We start from the raw sequence: 16,373 nt of genomic DNA on the forward strand, positions 1-16,373 counted from the left end.
TCTTTCACTCAAAGTTGCAGCTTCTGGGCAAGTTGCAACGCATCGAACTGCTGGAGAGCGAGACGCCGCCATGAGCCAACGGATTTTCAACTTCTCGTCGGGGCCTGCCGTGTTGCCTGTGTCGGTGCTGGAACGGGCGCGCGACGAGCTGCTGGGTCTGCCGAACGTCGGCGTTTCGCCGCTCGAAATCAGCCACCGCTCCCCCTGGTGCGAAGGAATGTTCGCCGAGACCGAAACCAACCTGCGGCGGCTGCTGTCGATTCCCGACAATTTCAAGGTGCTGTTCCTGCAAGGGGGCGCCCGGCTTCAATTCTCGCAAATCCCGATGAACCTGCTGCGCGGCACCGGCAAGCGAGCCGAGTACGTCGTGACCGGTTCGTGGGGACAAATGGCCCTCCCCGAGGCCAAGCGCGAAGGGGAAGTCCACACCGCCTATTCGAGCAAGGCGACCAACTTTGACCGGCTGCCGGCGGCGAACGAGTTGGACCTGGACACCTCGGCCGCCTATGTCCACATCACTAGCAACGAAACGATCCAGGGCGTGCAATTTGCCAGCGAGCCCGACGTCGGCTCGGTTCCGCTCGTCTGCGACAGCAGCAGCGATCTGCTCCATCGGCCCGTCGACATGAAGCGCTATGGGCTGCTGTACGCCTGTGCCCAAAAGAACCTCGGTCCGGCCGGCGCGACCATTGTGATCATTCGCGACGATCTGCTGGCCCGCAGCAGCGACGAGCTGCCCACGATGATGAACTACAAGTCGATCGCGGCCGAGAAGTCGATGCTCAACACGCCGCCGGTCTTTTCGGTCTATATCGTCAACCTGGTCATCAAGTGGCTGTTGAACGATATCGGCGGGCTGCCGCGAATGCTCGACTTGAACAAGCGGAAGGCTAAGCTGCTGTACGATGTGATCGACGGGAGCAACGGCTTCTACCAAGGGCACGCCCAGCCGCAGTTCCGCTCGCTGATGAACGTGACGTTCCGTCTGCGCGATGACGCCACGCAGGACAAGTTCCTCAAGCAGGCCGAGGCCCAGGGGCTGCACTACCTGAAGGGGCACCGCTCGGTCGGCGGCGTCCGGGCGTCGATCTACAACGCCATGCCGCTGGCCGGTGTCGAAGCCCTGGCCGACTTCATGACCGATTTCCTGAAACGCTCGGGCTAACACAAGCACCGTCGCGATCGTCGCATGCAATTGTGTCTGGGTGGCACCGATGGCTCGGCCATCGGTGTTGCGCAGCAACAAGAAACTCGATGAACATGCGTTGCCGAGTGGAAAGTCGCCACTTGAGCAGACCGGCGCCCGAGGTTTCTTGTGGCCTGCGGCCACCTAGGTGCAAGCACCTGGGCCACCCGTGCGCCGCGTCCCCCGAGGACTGCATCAGCGCCAGGGTGCCACTGGTGGCTTGCCCACCAGTGCGAACCGCGTGCGCCCCCGCGCAATGCCCTACGAACGCTTCGCCGGGCGGCGCTGGGCTCGTTTGGCTGCCCGCTTGGCGGCTTGCTTCTTGTTCGGAGCTTTGCCCACGCGTCCCTTCTCTTGCGGCGCCGACGGGGGCGCTTGCTCGGCGTTCCAGGCGGCCCACAACCCTTGCAGCCGCTCGACCGTCGAGCGCTCGGCGCTGGCCTGGTCCTTGGACTCGCCGATGTCCGTGGCCAGGTTGTACAACTCGGGCTCTTTCCCGCCGCCGCGACCGACCAGCAGCTTCCAATCGCCGTCGCGAACCGCCCATTGCTGGCCAAATCGCCAGTACAGCGTCTGGTGCGGCTTTTCCTTGACGTCACCCGCGAGGTACGGCATCAGGTTCGCGCCGTCGAGCTTCCAGGCCGGATCGATCGGCTGGCCCGCCGCCGCCAGGCAGGTGGGCAGAATGTCGAGCTGAATGATCGGGTTCTCGTACGTCTTGCCGGCCGGGACGTGACCTTTCCATTGCATGCAGAACGGCACCCGCACGCCCCCTTCCCAAGTCGTGGCCTTGAAGCCGCGCAGCGGCCCGTTGCGCGACGTGGTCGATTGCGTCGGGCCGCCGTTGTCGGCCAAGAAGAAGACCAACGTGTTTTCTTCCTGGCCCATGTCGCGGAGCTTGCCCATCACGCGGCCAACGGCGTCGTCCATCGCCGACATCATGGCCGAGAACAACTGCCGCTTCTCGTCGGTCACGTTCGGAAACCGGTCCAGGTACTTCTGCGGCGATTGCAGCGGCGCGTGCTGGGCGTTGAACGGCACATACAACAGCCACGGCTCGTTCTTGTGCTGCTCGAGCCAATCGACGCAGCGCTCGGCGTACTTGTCGGTGGTATAGAAATCCTTGTCCTCGACCTTTTGCACTTCCTTCGACACTCGGGTGTCGACGAACGCGGTCGGGTGATAGAACGGCGTGTTGGCCAGCGTGCCATAGAACTCGTCAAAGCCGCGGACGAACGGCCGATACTCGGGCTTGTCCCCCAGGTGCCATTTGCCGACCGCACATGTCGAATAGCCCAGCTCCTTGAACCGGGCCGGGAACGGTGTCTCGGTCAGGGCCAGACCGCTCTGCCGGGCCACGCTGTTGAACTCGTGGCCAAAGCGGGTCTGGTAGCGACCGGTCATCAGGCCGGCCCGCGTCGGGCTGCAATAGGGGCCCGAGACGTAACCTTGGGTGAAGCGGACCCCCTGCTTGGCGATCGAGTCGATGTTCGGCGTGGGGATGTCGGTCGCGCCCTGAAAGCCGTACTCACCATAGCCGACGTCGTCGGAAAGAAAAATCAGCACGTTCGGCTTGCGCGTGTCGGTCCCGGCCCGAGCGGCGACAGGGGCCAGGCAAACGGCCGCGGCCAGCAGCGCCGGCGCGACCCATAACCAGCGGCGAATCAGTTGAAAGCGCATCGCAATCAGCTCCCGAAAACAGTGCGAACGAACCCAGGCATGACCCCGGCCGACAAGCGGCGACCGGACAACACCGCCACCAGGAACCAGACGCGCCGGGCGGGGGGGTTATTTGGGCAGGGGCGGCGATCGTGGCCGAAGTTAAGCCGCAATCAGGGGAGCGGTGCAGAACGAACACCCCAACTGGGTAGCCCAGGTTGCTCCTGCAACCTGGGCGGGCTTCGCCCGCAAGAAACCTCGGGCAAGCGCTTCATGGGGTGGTGGCTTGCAAAACGGGACGGCACGGCACCCGGGGTTTCTTGTTGCTTCGCAACCCCGATGGCTACGCCAGCGGGGCCACCCGCCAATCAAATATCGGGGTCGGTACATACTTCCCCACGCCCAAAGGACGGGCGTGCCACCCAGACGCTAAAACTGTCCGCAGGCAGTGCCCCCTGGCCGGTGCGAATCGTAGACCTTGATGCGAGTCTCGGTCGTCGGCGCGCTCAACTTGCGCGTCGCTCGAAACGTCCTGATCAAGTCGGCAGTGCGAGCTTGGATTTCGCGAGTTTGGCTGACGATGAGCGTGTCGCCAAGAAATCGAACGCTTCCCATTCCGCCGGTATCGGTCCAAGACTGCGGAATGATGGCTTCCTTGATCGCGGATACCAATTCCTCCGGTTCGCGAGTGTAAAAGTCGCCTCTCTTAACTAGCACTAGATCTTGGACCGCGTATACGCGCGTCTCGAGCCAGGTGTCGGCTTCGGTGCGCGTGGTGACGACCAATGCTTCGTCGCGAATGATCCAGGTCAGTTCCAGCGGCCGCAGCACACTGCTCAGGATCGCCTCAAATGAGACATCTTTGATAGTCAAAGTGACGGGAGCGGTGGCAGGATCGACGCCTCCTCCCTGTAACGATCGGTGATCGAACACGATCGGCACTTGGAGCTTGTCTCGCAGCTCAGACGCCACGTCGACCAGAAACGTCTCTGTAACCTCCAGCGATCCTTTCTTCGCCAATGCCGCTAGGATTTTCTTTTCGGCCGCGATTTCCGCTTCGCTGGCGACGAGCGTTCCTTCGCTGGGCAGGTCCTGCGGGATCGGGCCGTCGAGCTGAATCTTGTCGCTGGCCCAGCGGTAATTCCGTCCCTTGCGGTCGGCCGTCTGCTGTTGGCCTGCGGCTTCGCCGACGGCGACGAATAGAAGCAGCGTTGCCGCCACGTAGCAGCCGAACGACCCAAATAGGCGTTGGTTGACCATGATCGAAGCTCCCCGGAATCTGGGACGTTTGGATTTCAAAGTTCGCGATGCGTGCGCATTGATAGCGCCAATGTGCATCGGTTAGACGCCCGACGCAACGTCCCGGTTCCCCGGTCGCCCAATTCCGCCGCTGACCGCTGTTCCGCTACCCTGGTAACCGGAACAATGCCCGGGCGTTCGCCGTCGTTTGCTGGTCGAAGGCTTCGACCGTCACGCCGCGCTGAGCGGCCAGGCACGTCGCCGTGTGGACCAGGTGGGCCGGCTCGTTCCGCCGGCCGCGCAAGGGGTGGGGCGAAAGATAAGGGCTGTCGGTCTCGATCAGGATCCGATCTGGGGGCACGGTGACGGCCACTTGCCGCAGGGCGTCCGACTTTTTGAACGTCACCATGCCGGCAAAGCTGATGTGCAGCCCCAGGGCCACGCACTCGGCCGCCGTCTCGGCCGTGCCGGTGAACGAATGCATTACACCCCGCAACGGCCCGCGGGCGGCCGCCTCGCGCAGCATCTCGAGCACGTCGGCGTCGCTCTCGCGAGTGTGGACGACGAACGGCAGGTTCAACTCCTGGGCCAGGCGCAGATGCCGATCGAACCAGACGCGTTGCGTTTCGATCGGCACGTGGGTCCAGTAGCGATCGAGCCCTGTTTCGCCCAAGGCGACCGCCCGACCCGAGCGGGCCAGCGACACGATCAGGTCCCAATCGGCGTCGGTGGCTTCGTGCGTATAGTTCGGTTGCACGCCGACCGCGGCGTACAAAAAGCCCGGATGTTGCTCGGCCAGGGCCACACAGGCGGCGCTGCTGGCGCCCGAGACGCCGATCACGACCACGGCCTCGACGCCGGCCGCCCGAGCCGCGCTCAGCACGGCGTTGCGATCGGCGTCGAACTCGGTCTGGTCCAGATGGGCGTGCGTGTCGATCATGGGAACGATTGCAGGGTGGTTGCCGCCGGTCTGGTAGGGTGCACTCCGTGCACCTTAGCTTCGCGCGGCCGATTTTCGAGGTTCCGGATGTGGGCGGCGCCTAGCGATTGAGACCGCGACCCATTGCAACGTCGCAATAAGATGCACGGAGTGCACCCTACAATTGCAGATCAGTCGAAATGGCAGCCTGGCGCGAGCACACTGGGCCTGGCTACGCCATCCAGCTCGAGGCGTGGCTGGCCAGCTCTTGCAATGTTTCGAGGTGCGCCTTTTCGCTGCCCAGCAGTTCCAGCGCCAGCTCGCGGGCCGGGCGGTCGTTGCCGAGCCGTTCGGCCAACTGCTCGACCTCGGCCACCACGCCAAACTGGTGTTGCACCAACTGGCCCAGCAGATAGTCGAGCGCCAAGTCATGCAGCGCGGTGTATTCCATGGGGAACTCGCCGAAGCGGAGCGCGCCGGCGCGGGAAAGGATCAGGTCCGATAGCCGCTGCACGTAGCTCTTCTGATTGGTGATGATGTCGCACAGCGCTTGCACTTCGCGCTGATCGCCCGTATGCCGCCAAGGGCGCGCGTCCATCAGATACATCGGCAGCGACCGATATTCGATGGCCAACAGCCGATTCAACACAGGCAGCGAGTCGTGCGTGGGACGCATGGCGAAAGGGATTGCTCGGTTTTCACGAAGTTTCAGGATGGTCAGAAAAGGTGCCGCGGCGGAGCCCGCCCCGGCGGAAACGCGACTACGACAGGACCGCCTGCGCGGCCGCCTGGGCCCAACGGTGCAAGCCGTCCCAACCCACGCCCAGGGCGACGACCGGGGCGGTCATGGCCACGACGAACACCCCTTCGGCCGAGATCAGCGAGAAGCTCACCGGCAAGCGATCCTCGGGCGCGGGATCGATGGTCATGATCTTCACGACTCGCAGGTAGTAGAACAGGCTGATCACGGTGTTCAACCCGCCGATCACCAGCAAGGTCATCAACAGCGGATCGTAGGCGTTGGTTTGCATTTTGGCGGCCAGCGGCGCAAAGGCGGCGAACTTGGCCGTAAAGCCGGCCAGCGGCGGCAAGCCGATCAGACTGACCAGCAGCGTGGCCAGGCAGAGCACGACGCCCGGCGACGATTTGATCAGTCCGCCGTAGTCGGCGATTTCCTCGCTGCGCATTGTGTTGCGCAAAAACGCCACGACCGCGAACGCCCCTAGATTCATGAACATGTAAATGCCGACGTACATGCAAACCGCCGTGACGGCTTGACGCACATGGTCGGGGTTGTCTCCCAGGAACACGACCGCCGCCGCGACCGGCATCATCATGTAACCAGCATGGGCGATCGTCGAATACGCGAGCAGCCGCTTCAAGTTCGTTTGACCATACGCGGCCAGATTGCCAAACGTGCAGCTCACCGCCGCCAGCAGCGCGATCAGCCCGGCGATGAAATGCCGAGCGGCTTTCTGACCCGGGGCGCTTTGAATGCCCATCGCCTCCGAAGTTTCGGCCGTGGCGACCTTGCCCACGGCGTTGGCGTTGGCTTCGAGCGTGACTTGTTCCTGTTGTGGCGATTCCGCGACCAGCGACGGCGGCACCACCGAGAAGCCGATGGCAATGCGGACCAGCAGGGCCAGCGCGGCGGCCTTGGACGCCACGGACAAGAAGGCGTTCACCTCGGCGGCGGCCCCTTCAAAGACGTCGGGGCACCAGAAATGGAACGGCACGGCCGACAGTTTGAACGCCAGCCCGACCGAGACCATCAATCCGCCCAGCATCAGCACCGTCTGCCGCTCGGCCAGCGTCTCGGGCGAAAGGGCGGCCAGTTGCGCGGCCATCGTCGGCAAGTGCAACGAACCGAGCGCGCCGCCCAGCAGGCTAATGCCGTACAGCATCACGCCGGCCGCGCCCGCGCCGTAGACCGAGTACTTAAGGGCGGCTTCGCTGCTGCGCCGGCGGCCTTTCAGGATGCCGGCCAGGGCGTAGGACGGCACGCTGGCCATCTCGATGCCCAGCAAGGCGACGAACAGATGGTTCGACGACGCCATCAGGCACATGCCGATCGTCGCGCCGAGGACCAAGGTGTAAAAGTCGGGGCTGTCCTCGCGATCGGGAATGCCCGACAGCCAGGTAAAGACCAGGAACAGCAAGGCAAAGACCAGCAGCACGCTGCGGAAGTAAACGGTCAGCGTGTCGTAGATCAGCATCCCTTGGAATAGTTCGACCGGTTCAAGGGCGCTGCTCCCTTGCGCCAGAAAGTTCCACGGCGCGGCGTAGTACAGAGCGATGGCCACGCCGGGCAGGGCGATGCACACTGAGTTGATCTTGTGGCCCCAGCGGGGCATGCGAACCAGCAGCATGGCCACGATCGTGGCGCACAGCACCAACTCGGGCCGAAAGTTCGGCAGCGAGTTGTCGAGCGTGTCGCGCAGCAGGTTGTTGACGAACGTATAGAAATTCACGGCAATGGCTTAGCGTGTTTGATGGTTAGCGAGGTTGATTGTTGAGTTCGATGGCGCCCGCGTCGAGTTGCAAGGTTCCGCCCTCTTGTCCGTTCAAAACGAGCGTGCCGCCCGCAATGTTCAAGGTGACGCCGGCCTGTTCGTTGTGGCGAGGAACCTTGTGGTCGGTGGTTTCGACCTTGCCTTCGTCGGCGGCCGAGAGGCGCGGCGTCTTGACGTCGCGCGTCCAGGTGGCCAGATCCTCGGCCTGCTTGTCGACCGTGGCGGTCTGATAGGTGAAGATCGCCTGCGGATTCACGCCGAACCAGATGGCCAACGCCAACAGCGGCGCGGCAATGGCCAGCTCGCGCGGCGTCATCGGCGTCAGATGGTCGCCGTGCGGACCCTTGTACTCGGGGCCTAGGTACACGCGCTGCAGCGTCCACAGGATGTAGCCAGCGGTCAGGATCACCACCGCGGCCGACAGCACGGCCAGGGTGTGGCTGAAGTTCCAGACGCTGAGCGTGACGAAGACTTCGCCGATGAACCCGCACAAGCCGGGCAAGCCGAGGCCGGCGAAGAAAATGCCGAAGGCCAGGCCGCTGTAGACCGGCATGATCCGGAACAGCCCGCCGAACTCGTCGAGATTGCGATGATGCACGCGGTCGTAAACCACGCCGACCAGGAAGAACATGCCGGGCGAGCTGATGCCGTGGGCCAGCATCTGGAACATCGCGCCGTTCATGCCCATGGCCCAGTATTCCGAATTGAAGTTCCAGCGCTGGTCGGCGCTCCACACGCCGATGCCCAGCAGCACGTAGCCCATGTGGCTGACCGAGCTGTAGGCCACCAGCCGCTTAAAGTCCTTCTGGGCCAAGGCGGCGAACGCGCCGTAGATCATGCTGATGACGCCAATGGCACAGACGAACATCGACAAGTCGTAGCCGGCGTCGGGGCAGATCGGGTAGCAAATTCTGAGGATGCCGTAGCCACCCATCTTCAAGAGCACGCCCGCCAGGATCATCGAGATCGGCGTCGGCGCCTCGACGTGGGCGTCGGGCAACCAGGTGTGGACCGGGAAGCCGGGCACCTTGATCAAGAAGCCAATGAACAACAGCAGGAATGACCACCACTGCAAGTTGTGGCCGGCCAGCAGACCGGTCCCCAGCAGCCCCTTGGGCATGATCACGCCGTCGAACAGATCGGTGTGCTGCCCCATCTTGGCCAGCGCCATGATGTTGAAGGTGTGAATCGGGTCGGCGCCGTCGGCTTTGACCTGGGCCGTGACCGAGGGGTGAATGTGCAGTTGCGCCCAAGCGGGACCGTCAACGTCAAAGCCCTTCACTTCCGACAGCTCGCGCAGGTCGCTGTTGAAGTAGAGCATCAGGATCGCGATCAGCATGAACACGCTACCCAATAGCGTGTACAGGAAGAACTTGATCGAAGCGTAATCGCGGCGCGGGCCTCCCCAGACGCCGATCAGGAAGTACATCGGCAGCAGCATCACTTCCCAGAACACGTAGAACAGGAAGAAGTCGAGCGCCAGAAACACGCCCAGCATGCCCGTCTCGAGCAGTAGGAACAGCATGCAGTAGGCTTTGACGTGCTTGTCGATGTTCCAACTGGCGGCGGCGGCCAGCAAGCTGACAAACGAAGTCAACAGCAGCAGCGGCAGGCTGATGCCGTCGAGACCCATGAAGTAGTAAATGTCGAACGAGGGAATCCAGCTCAGTGAGAAGGCGTCTTGCAACTCGGCCACTCCCTGCTTGAATTGCAGGTCGCCCCCCGCCGGCAGAATCAGCGCCAGCGTCAGCAGAAACACCACCGCGGTGCTCAGAATGGTGAACAGCTTGGCGGCCTCGGGCTTGCTCTTGGGAAAGAACGCCAACAGTAAGGCGGCCAGGGCCGGCAGAAAGACAATCAAGCTCAAAAAGAAGGACGATTGCATAGCGTTGTTCCGCGCCAATTCTGGCTGGTTAGCAGTGCGACTGATTAACTGCGGTGTTGGTGGTTCAAGGTTTCTTCGTTGTCGAAGTCGATGGACCGTTGCCCGTTATTGTCCGGCGGCCGAGGACCATTGGATCAGCACGGCCAGCACGACGGTTCCCACGACGATCAACATCACATATTGCCGGAGCTTGCCGGTTTGTATGTTGCGCAGCGAGCGGCCGATCGAATAGGTCCAGTGGGCCGTAATGTTCACCAGCCCGTCGACAAAGTGGCGGTCGATCAGGTCGTCGAACTTGGCCACTCGGACGGCCGCGCGAGCCGTGCCGTCGATGAACCGGTCGATGACTTGCTTGTCGCACTTGGCCACCAGGTTGGCGACGAAGTGCGTCGGCTTGACGAACAGGACGTCGTACAGCTCGTCGAAGTACCACTTGTTCAACAAGAACGTGTAGATCGGGCCGAACTGCTGGCGGGCTTCGGCCGCGCTCAACAACCGCCAGCCATAGAAGATCGTGGCCAGCGTGAACCCGGCCAGGGCCGTGGCGCTGGCAATGATCGTGGCCAACAGGTGATAGTGAGGCTCGTGGCTGGCGTGCTCGTTGGGATAGGCCAACGTCGGCAGCACCACGCCCGCGGCCAGCTCGCCCGCCGGTCGAGCCTGTTCCAACAGGTTGGTCACGCTAAAGCCGGTGAACGGCAACGTCCAGCCGGCCGTGATCGCGAAGAAGGCCAGAATCAGCAGCGGCCGATACATGACCGGCGGCGATTCGTGAGCGTGATCGTAGATGTCCCGCTCGCGTGGCTCGCCGGCGAACGTCATGTACCAAAGCCGGAACATGTAGAACGCGGTGATCGCGGCGCCGACCGCCACGGCATAGAACAGAATGCCGTGCGATGGGTTGTTGTCGGCAAAGCTGAGGGCCTGGGCGAGAATGGCGTCCTTGGAGTAGAAGCCGCTGAAGAACGGCGCGCCGGCAATCGCCAGGCAGCCAACCAGCATCGTGTAGGCCGTATAGGGCATCTTCTTGCGCAGCCCGCCCATTCGCGGCATCTCGTTCGTGTGGCAGGCGTGAATCACGCTCCCCGAGCACATGAACAACAAGCTCTTGAAGAAGGCGTGAGTAATCAAGTGGAACATGCCAGCCGCCCAGCCGCCCACGCCCAGCGCGAGCATCATGTAGCCCAACTGGCTGACGGTCGAGTAAGCCAACACGCGTTTGATGTCGGTGGCGGTGATGGCGATCGTGGCGGCAATGAACAGCGTGATCCCGCCGGTATAGGCGATTGCCAACAGCGCCTCGGGCGCGAACACCGGATAGAACCGGCCCACCAGGTAAACGCCCGCCGCGACCATCGTGGCCGAGTGGACCAGCGCCGACACCGGCGTGGGGCCTTCCATCGCGTCGGGCAACCAGACGTGCAGCGGGAATTGCGCGCTCTTGCCCACACAGCCGCAGAAGATGCCCAGTCCGGCGATGATCAACAGCCAATAGCCTGGGTGACCCGGCTCGTCGCGCAACTGGGACAGCCGCGACTCGGCTTCGAGCTTGCCCGCTTCGGGATCGCTCTTGTGATCGGCTTCGACTTCGGCCAGCATCGGTCCCGCGCGGTCGGCGGCGGCCGAAGCGACCATACCCAGCGGCGTGGTCAATTGGTAGTGATTCTCGGCGGGGCGCACCTGGCTGAACAAGCCGGGCCCTTGGCCGGGGACATCGCCAAAGGCGAACGTGCCCAAGCTGCCCCACAAGGCCATCAGGCCGATGATCATGCCAAAGTCGCCGACGCGGTTGACGATGAACGCCTTGTTGGCCGCGTTCGACGCGCTCTTGCGCTCGATGTAGAAGCCAATCAGGAAGTAGGAGCAAATGCCCACCAACTCCCAGAACACGAACACCATCAAGATGTTACCCGCGATCACCAGCCCCAACATGCTGAAGCAGAACAGCGACAGATATTGGAAGAACCGGTGGAACCGCCCCGGCCGATGCAGGAACCGCATTCCTTCAGGAGGCTGCGGGCCGTGATGGGCGTGGTCGTCATGGCCATGATCGCCGTGGCCGTGGTCACCGTGGCCGTGGTCACCGTGGCCGTGGTCACCGTGACTATGTGACTCGTGAGCGTGCGATTCGTGGCCATGATCGTGTCCGCCGTGGCCTTCGTGAGCGCCATGCTCGCCGTGACCCGAGGCGGGCCGAATCGGCAGCAGCACTTCGGTATCGGTGATCGGATGCAATTCATCGTGCATATAGCCGATGGCGTAGAAATGAATGCACGAGGCGATCAGCGTCACCATCGTGAACATGCCGACCGTCAGGGCGTCGATGTAATAGCTGACCGTGACGCGCAGCTTGCCGAACTGGCCCAACACGTACCAATCGTCGGTGTAGGCGCGGGGCGGGCCGGCTTCATGGCCGTGTTCGTGCCCGTGATCGGCCGCATGCTCGGCGTGGCCGTGGTCGCTCGCGGCGGCGTGCGACTCGGTCGCCGGCGACGTCACCCACCAGCCGACCAGGGCCGTGGCCGACAAGGCAAACGCCGTCACAATCGCGCCGGTGGCCACATAGCTGGCCAGCACGCCGGCTTTGCCCATCCGCGAACCGAAGAAGACGATCAGCGTGAACGACGCCAACGGCAACAGCCAGGCCGCGCCCAACAGCATCGGTAACAGGGATTCGATATTCATCGGTTTCGGTCTGGCTGCGGTGTCGACTTCTGGTGATGCGTCGCCAACTCAAGCTGCGGGGCTGGGTGTTAGCCGCGCAACTCGTCGGCCTTGTCCACGTCGATGGTCGCGTGATTGTTGTAAAAGCTGAGGGTGATCGCCAAGGCGACGGCTGCTTCGGCGGCGGCCAGCACAATGACGAACAACGATACCAACTGGCCGTCGAGGCCCAGGCTGTAAGCCGTGTCGCTACGCAACAGGTCGCTTCCCAGGGCGACGAAGTTCACATTCGCGCCGTTCAGCACCAACTCGACCCCCATCAGCACGCCCAGCGCGTTGCGCTTGGTGGCCATGCACACTACGCCAGCCGCGAACAAGATCGCGCCGACGACCATCATGTGCGAAACGCCGATTGGTTGAGTGAGCAGGTTCATTGTGGGCGTTGGTTCTGTTCGTTAACCGCGGATTTTCTTTAACCACTTGTCGCGTTGCGGCGGCGCTTGCTGCGGGCCAGGTAAGCGGCCCCCACCAGCACGACCAGCAAATGGATCGAAACAATTTCAAACGGCAGCAGGTAGCCGGAGCGGCCGGTGTTCAAGTTGGCGGTCGTGGCGTCGAGCTTGTCGACGCGGACTCCCAACAGGCCCAGCCCCAGGGGGGCCGACGTGGCCAGCGGTTCCTGTTGCTGGTCGACGATGTCGGCCGCTGGGTTGTCGTTGCGCCAGCCGCCGACGCTGAACGCCGCCGGCACCAGCACGGCCAGTAGAGCGCCCGACACCAGCGCCGCCAAAATCCAGTCGCCACCACGGGTCTTCATGTTGATGAACGGCCCTTGCGCCGTCAGCATCACGCCGAAGATCAACAGCACCAGCGTACCGCCGACATAGATCATCAATTGCATGGCCGCCACGAAGTCAGCGCCAGCCACGAAGAACAACCCCGACGTCGCCGCCAGCGACATCACCAGGTAGAACGCCATCCGCACAATGTTGCTGGTCACGACCACGGCCACGGCAAACGCGCAGGCCAATAGCGCGAACAACAGAAAGAAGAACGAATGCCAGTTGATCGGGTCCATGTGGGTTACGACCTGCCTGCGCGCGGAGCGCCGAGCGATGACTGGGCCCGAGTCGGCGCCAGGGTGGCCCCCGCGGCGCTCCCCGTGGCTTGCGGAGCGACAGGGCCGTGCTTCGCGGCCTGGGAGTATTTGGCGTATTCGCCGCGCGGGAACTGGTAGGCCCACCAGGCGGCCCCCAGGAACATCACCGCGGCGATCGGCGTGCAGTACTTCAAGCAGACGCGCATCACCTGATCGATACGCAATCGCGGCAGCGTCCACCGCGCCCACATCATGAACGTGACGCCGAACACGCACTTGAACAGAAAGTTGAGCAAGCCGATGAAATTGCCCACGTAGCTCGCCACCGGATGGTCGACGAACCACTGGGCGTACGCGGCGGTCTCGGCCGGAGCGATCGGATTGGCCAGCCCCAGCCATTCGGTCACCGGAATCGGGCCGTTCCAGCCGCCACAGAACAACGTCGCCGCCAACCCGCTGACCGCGAACATCGAACCGTACTCGGCCATGAAGAAGAAGCTCCAGCGCAAGCCGGAGTATTCGGTATGGAACCCGGCCACCAGTTCGCTTTCGGCTTCGGCCAGATCGAACGGCGCGCGGTTCACGCTGGCCATGGCGCAGGTGAAATAGACGAAGAACGTGATGAACGTGAAGGGGTCGTGGAACATCAGCCAGTTGGTGAACCAGCCATGCTGCATCTGGCCAATGCGGACCAGGTCCATCGAGCCGGCGATCAGCACCGGAATCACCACGCACATGCCCATGGGCACTTCATAGCTGACGACCTGGGCCGCTTCGCGCATGGCGCCGAACAGCGACCACTTCGAGGCCGAGGCGTAGCCCCCCAGAATCACGCCGAACACTTCCAACCCCAACACGGCCAGGATGAAGAACACGCCGGCGTTCAGATCGAGCGCCACCCAGCCGTCGCTGAACGGCAAGGCCAGATACGCGCAGAACGAAGCGCAAAAGCTGATGTACGGGCCGATGCGGAACAGCATCTCGTCGGCGCCGCCGGGAATCAGGTCTTCCTTGGTGATCAGCTTCAAGCCGTCGGCCAAGGTTTGCAGCCAGCCGAACTTGCCACCGACGCGCGTGGGGCCCAGGCGGTCTTGAATGCGCCCCGAGACTTTGCGTTCGAGCCAGATGAAGAACAGCGCGCCGACGGCGACGACATTAATAATGAGGACGGCGTGGACCAGTGCAGTCAGCAAGTATCCCGTCGCAATGACAACCCATTGCGGGGGAACCAGCCACAACAACCAACTGGGAAGGTGTCCTGAGAGCCAACCTGCCAAGCTAGTTAATAGTTGGACGAGATAATCGGCCACGGCCGCGGACTTCCTCTCGGCGGAATTCGAGCGCAAAAACGGCGGCGCGAAGTGGCCGCTCTTAAGATCGTGAAATATGGCACAAGGGGGGGCGGGCGACAAGCCCCCGGCTCGCTCGTTTTAACCACGCGTTTTCACGGCATTTGCCGCTGATGAACGCGAAATTGTAATTGAGCCCGGAATCGACTATTTGTGAGGCTTCGCCCGCATTGCGCCATGCCTCCCGCCGCCAAAAAAGAAAGGTTCTCCGATGTTGATTTGCCAACAATGGGTTCACGCGTTGATGGTTGGCGCGCTACTGCTCTCGCCACTGGTCACGCGCGCCGCCGAGCCGGTTGCGTCGGCTTTCAAAGCCGGTTTCGCCGAGCGGGACATTACGCCCGAGATCGGCATGGAACAGCCCGGCGGGTACGGCAAATCGTTCCATCGCTCGCTGCACGATCCTTGCAAGGTCCGGGCCGCCGTGTTCGACGACGGCAAGAACCGCGTCGCGATCGTCGGGCTCGACGCCCTGTTGATTCGTCGGCCGCAAGTGCTGGCCGCGCGGCGTGGCATTCAAGAGCGGGCCGGCATCGCGCCCGAGGCGGTGCTGATCTCGGCGTCTCACTCGCATTCGTCGGGGCCGGTCGGCATGGTGCTGCCCGGCGAGTTCGACAACGCGCCGGCCGACGTGCGGCAGTTGGCCTATGAGAAGACATCGATGGCCAATGCGGAATACTTGAAGCGCGTCGAGCAAGCGATCGTCGACGCGGTCTGCGAAGCCAACGAGCGGCGCACCGCGGCCACGGCCGGCGTCGGCTACGGCGTCGAAGAGCGGGTCGCCTACAACCGGCGGTTCCGGATGACCAACGGCCTGACCATGACTCACCCGCGGCAAGGGAACCCCGACATCGTCGAACCCGCCGGCCCGGTCGATCCGCAAGTCGGCGTGCTCGGTGCCTGGAACGCCGAGGGGAAACTGATCGGCTGCGTCGTCAACTTCGCCTGTCACGCCACGACCAGCCCCGGCGGCATCTCGGCCAATTACATCTATTATTTGGAGCAAGTCATCCGCGGCTCGTTCGGGCCGGACGTGGTGGTGGTGTTCCTGCCCGGCTGCTGTGGCGACATTACCCAGGTCGACAACCAGAGCCCCTACGTGAATCGCGCGGCCGAGAATTGGGCCCGCTATGTCGGCGGCCGAGTCGGGGCCGAAGCCGTCAAGGTGCTGCTTACGGTCGAGCCGGCCGATCTGTCGCCGGTCGGCGTCAAGACGACCGTGTTATCGCTCAAGCGGCGCGTGCCGAGCGCCGAGCGCGTCTCGCGCTGCCGGCAAATCGTCACGCAAGATCCCAAGAAGGTGAACGCCACCGAGTGGGCCTTCGCCAAGGAGATTGTCCTGCTCGACGCGCTGTTGAAGCACGAGCCGGTGAAAGAGACCGAGATTCAGGCGGTGCAGGTCGGGCCGCTGGTGCTGATTACGAACCCGGCGGAGTTTTTCTGTGAGTTCGGTCTGCGCCAGAAAGCAGAGAGCGGCTTCCCGTTCACGTTCCCGGTGGAACTGGCCAACGACTGTGTGGGCTATGTGCCGACGGCCGAGGCGCTGGGCCCGCGCGGCGGCGGGTACGAAACGCGGCTGACGTTCTACAGCAACCTGGAACCGACCGCCGGCGATCAGATTACCGAAGCGGGCATTAAACTGGCGCACCAGTTCAAGCCGACCGCGGCCCCCGAGCGAGCCAAGGTGCCACCGTTCAAAGGCACTGGCTGGGACTACGGCGCGGTGCCGCCGGAGTTGGATTGAAGAAGAGGGAGAGAAGAGGGGTTAGGGACTAGAGAAATGCGGGGGCGCGTATGAACGAGTCAACCTTGGCGGCGAATCAGAGTGGGCGACGATACGGCGCGCTGGCCATTGGGGTT

The 16,373-nt window shown here is 63.3% G+C and carries 12 protein-coding genes; 2 read left to right on the forward strand and 10 right to left on the reverse strand.

Annotation, left to right across the window (positions count from 1 at the left end):
- Window positions 1-70 precede the first annotated feature (70 nt).
- Window positions 71-1,165: a 3-phosphoserine/phosphohydroxythreonine transaminase gene (serC, locus tag JSS27_09170; protein ID MBS0209110.1), complete on the forward strand. Its 1,095-nt coding sequence runs from the start codon at window positions 71-73 to the stop codon at window positions 1,163-1,165.
- 282 nt (window positions 1,166-1,447) lie between these two features.
- Here the strand turns inward: serC and JSS27_09175 are convergent, their stop codons facing one another.
- The 10 genes from JSS27_09175 to nuoH all read right to left on the reverse strand — a co-directional run bounded on the left by JSS27_09175 (window position 1,448) and on the right by nuoH (window position 14,396).
- Window positions 1,448-2,866, reverse strand: coding sequence for a sulfatase-like hydrolase/transferase (locus tag JSS27_09175; protein MBS0209111.1), 1,419 nt, complete (start codon window positions 2,864-2,866; stop codon window positions 1,448-1,450).
- Window positions 2,867-3,274: 408 nt separating this feature from the next.
- Window positions 3,275-4,105 (reverse strand): hypothetical protein, encoded by an 831-nt coding sequence (locus JSS27_09180; protein ID MBS0209112.1) that lies wholly within the window; start codon window positions 4,103-4,105, stop codon window positions 3,275-3,277.
- Between the two features lie 145 nt (window positions 4,106-4,250).
- Window positions 4,251-5,024, reverse strand: coding sequence for a TatD family hydrolase (locus JSS27_09185; protein MBS0209113.1), 774 nt, complete (start codon window positions 5,022-5,024; stop codon window positions 4,251-4,253).
- A 211-nt stretch (window positions 5,025-5,235) separates the two neighbouring features.
- The gene (locus JSS27_09190; protein ID MBS0209114.1) at window positions 5,236-5,679 is read right to left on the reverse strand and encodes a hypothetical protein; all 444 of its coding nucleotides are present in this window, start codon (window positions 5,677-5,679) and stop codon (window positions 5,236-5,238) included.
- An 85-nt stretch (window positions 5,680-5,764) separates the two neighbouring features.
- The gene (locus JSS27_09195) at window positions 5,765-7,474 is read right to left on the reverse strand and encodes an NADH-quinone oxidoreductase subunit N (GenBank protein MBS0209115.1); all 1,710 of its coding nucleotides are present in this window, start codon (window positions 7,472-7,474) and stop codon (window positions 5,765-5,767) included.
- 25 nt (window positions 7,475-7,499) lie between these two features.
- Window positions 7,500-9,401: an NADH-quinone oxidoreductase subunit M gene (locus tag JSS27_09200; protein MBS0209116.1), complete on the reverse strand. Its 1,902-nt coding sequence runs from the start codon at window positions 9,399-9,401 to the stop codon at window positions 7,500-7,502.
- A gap of 105 nt (window positions 9,402-9,506) precedes the next feature.
- The gene (locus tag JSS27_09205) at window positions 9,507-11,705 is read right to left on the reverse strand and encodes an NADH-quinone oxidoreductase subunit L (GenBank protein ID MBS0209117.1); all 2,199 of its coding nucleotides are present in this window, start codon (window positions 11,703-11,705) and stop codon (window positions 9,507-9,509) included.
- Window positions 11,706-12,154: 449 nt separating this feature from the next.
- Window positions 12,155-12,499 carry an NADH-quinone oxidoreductase subunit NuoK gene (gene nuoK / locus JSS27_09210; GenBank protein ID MBS0209118.1) on the reverse strand — a complete coding sequence of 115 codons (345 nt, stop codon included), beginning with the start codon at window positions 12,497-12,499 and terminating at the stop codon, window positions 12,155-12,157.
- Window positions 12,500-12,537: 38 nt separating this feature from the next.
- Window positions 12,538-13,143, reverse strand: coding sequence for an NADH-quinone oxidoreductase subunit J (locus tag JSS27_09215; protein MBS0209119.1), 606 nt, complete (start codon window positions 13,141-13,143; stop codon window positions 12,538-12,540).
- Between the two features lie 5 nt (window positions 13,144-13,148).
- Window positions 13,149-14,396 (reverse strand): NADH-quinone oxidoreductase subunit NuoH, encoded by a 1,248-nt coding sequence (gene nuoH, locus JSS27_09220; protein MBS0209120.1) that lies wholly within the window; start codon window positions 14,394-14,396, stop codon window positions 13,149-13,151.
- A 328-nt stretch (window positions 14,397-14,724) separates the two neighbouring features.
- On the opposite strand from nuoH, the gene JSS27_09225 reads away from it, so the two are divergent.
- Entirely contained in the window at window positions 14,725-16,257 is a 1,533-nt protein-coding gene (locus JSS27_09225; protein MBS0209121.1) for a hypothetical protein, read from the forward strand.
- Window positions 16,258-16,373: the final 116 nt, after the last annotated feature.

The sequence above is a fragment of the Planctomycetota bacterium genome, assembly GCA_018242585.1.
In the GTDB taxonomy this organism is placed as follows: domain Bacteria; phylum Planctomycetota; class Planctomycetia; order Pirellulales; family PNKZ01; genus JAFEBQ01.

What these genes read in the sequence shown, in the direction of transcription:
- serC (MBS0209110.1), top strand. Translation starts at nt 71, where the DNA reads ATGAGCCAACGGATTTTCAACTTCTCGTCGGGGCCTGCCGTGTTGCCT.
- JSS27_09175 (MBS0209111.1), bottom strand. Translation starts at nt 2,866, where the DNA reads ATGCGCTTTCAACTGATTCGCCGCTGGTTATGGGTCGCGCCGGCGCTG.
- JSS27_09180 (MBS0209112.1), bottom strand. Translation starts at nt 4,105, where the DNA reads ATGGTCAACCAACGCCTATTTGGGTCGTTCGGCTGCTACGTGGCGGCA.
- JSS27_09185 (MBS0209113.1), bottom strand. Translation starts at nt 5,024, where the DNA reads ATGATCGACACGCACGCCCATCTGGACCAGACCGAGTTCGACGCCGAT.
- JSS27_09190 (MBS0209114.1), bottom strand. Translation starts at nt 5,679, where the DNA reads ATGCGTCCCACGCACGACTCGCTGCCTGTGTTGAATCGGCTGTTGGCC.
- JSS27_09200 (MBS0209116.1), bottom strand. Translation starts at nt 9,401, where the DNA reads ATGCAATCGTCCTTCTTTTTGAGCTTGATTGTCTTTCTGCCGGCCCTG.
- JSS27_09205 (MBS0209117.1), bottom strand. Translation starts at nt 11,705, where the DNA reads ATGTTCACGATGGTGACGCTGATCGCCTCGTGCATTCATTTCTACGCC.
- nuoK (MBS0209118.1), bottom strand. Translation starts at nt 12,499, where the DNA reads ATGAACCTGCTCACTCAACCAATCGGCGTTTCGCACATGATGGTCGTC.
- JSS27_09215 (MBS0209119.1), bottom strand. Translation starts at nt 13,143, where the DNA reads ATGGACCCGATCAACTGGCATTCGTTCTTCTTTCTGTTGTTCGCGCTA.
- JSS27_09225 (MBS0209121.1), top strand. Translation starts at nt 14,725, where the DNA reads ATGTTGATTTGCCAACAATGGGTTCACGCGTTGATGGTTGGCGCGCTA.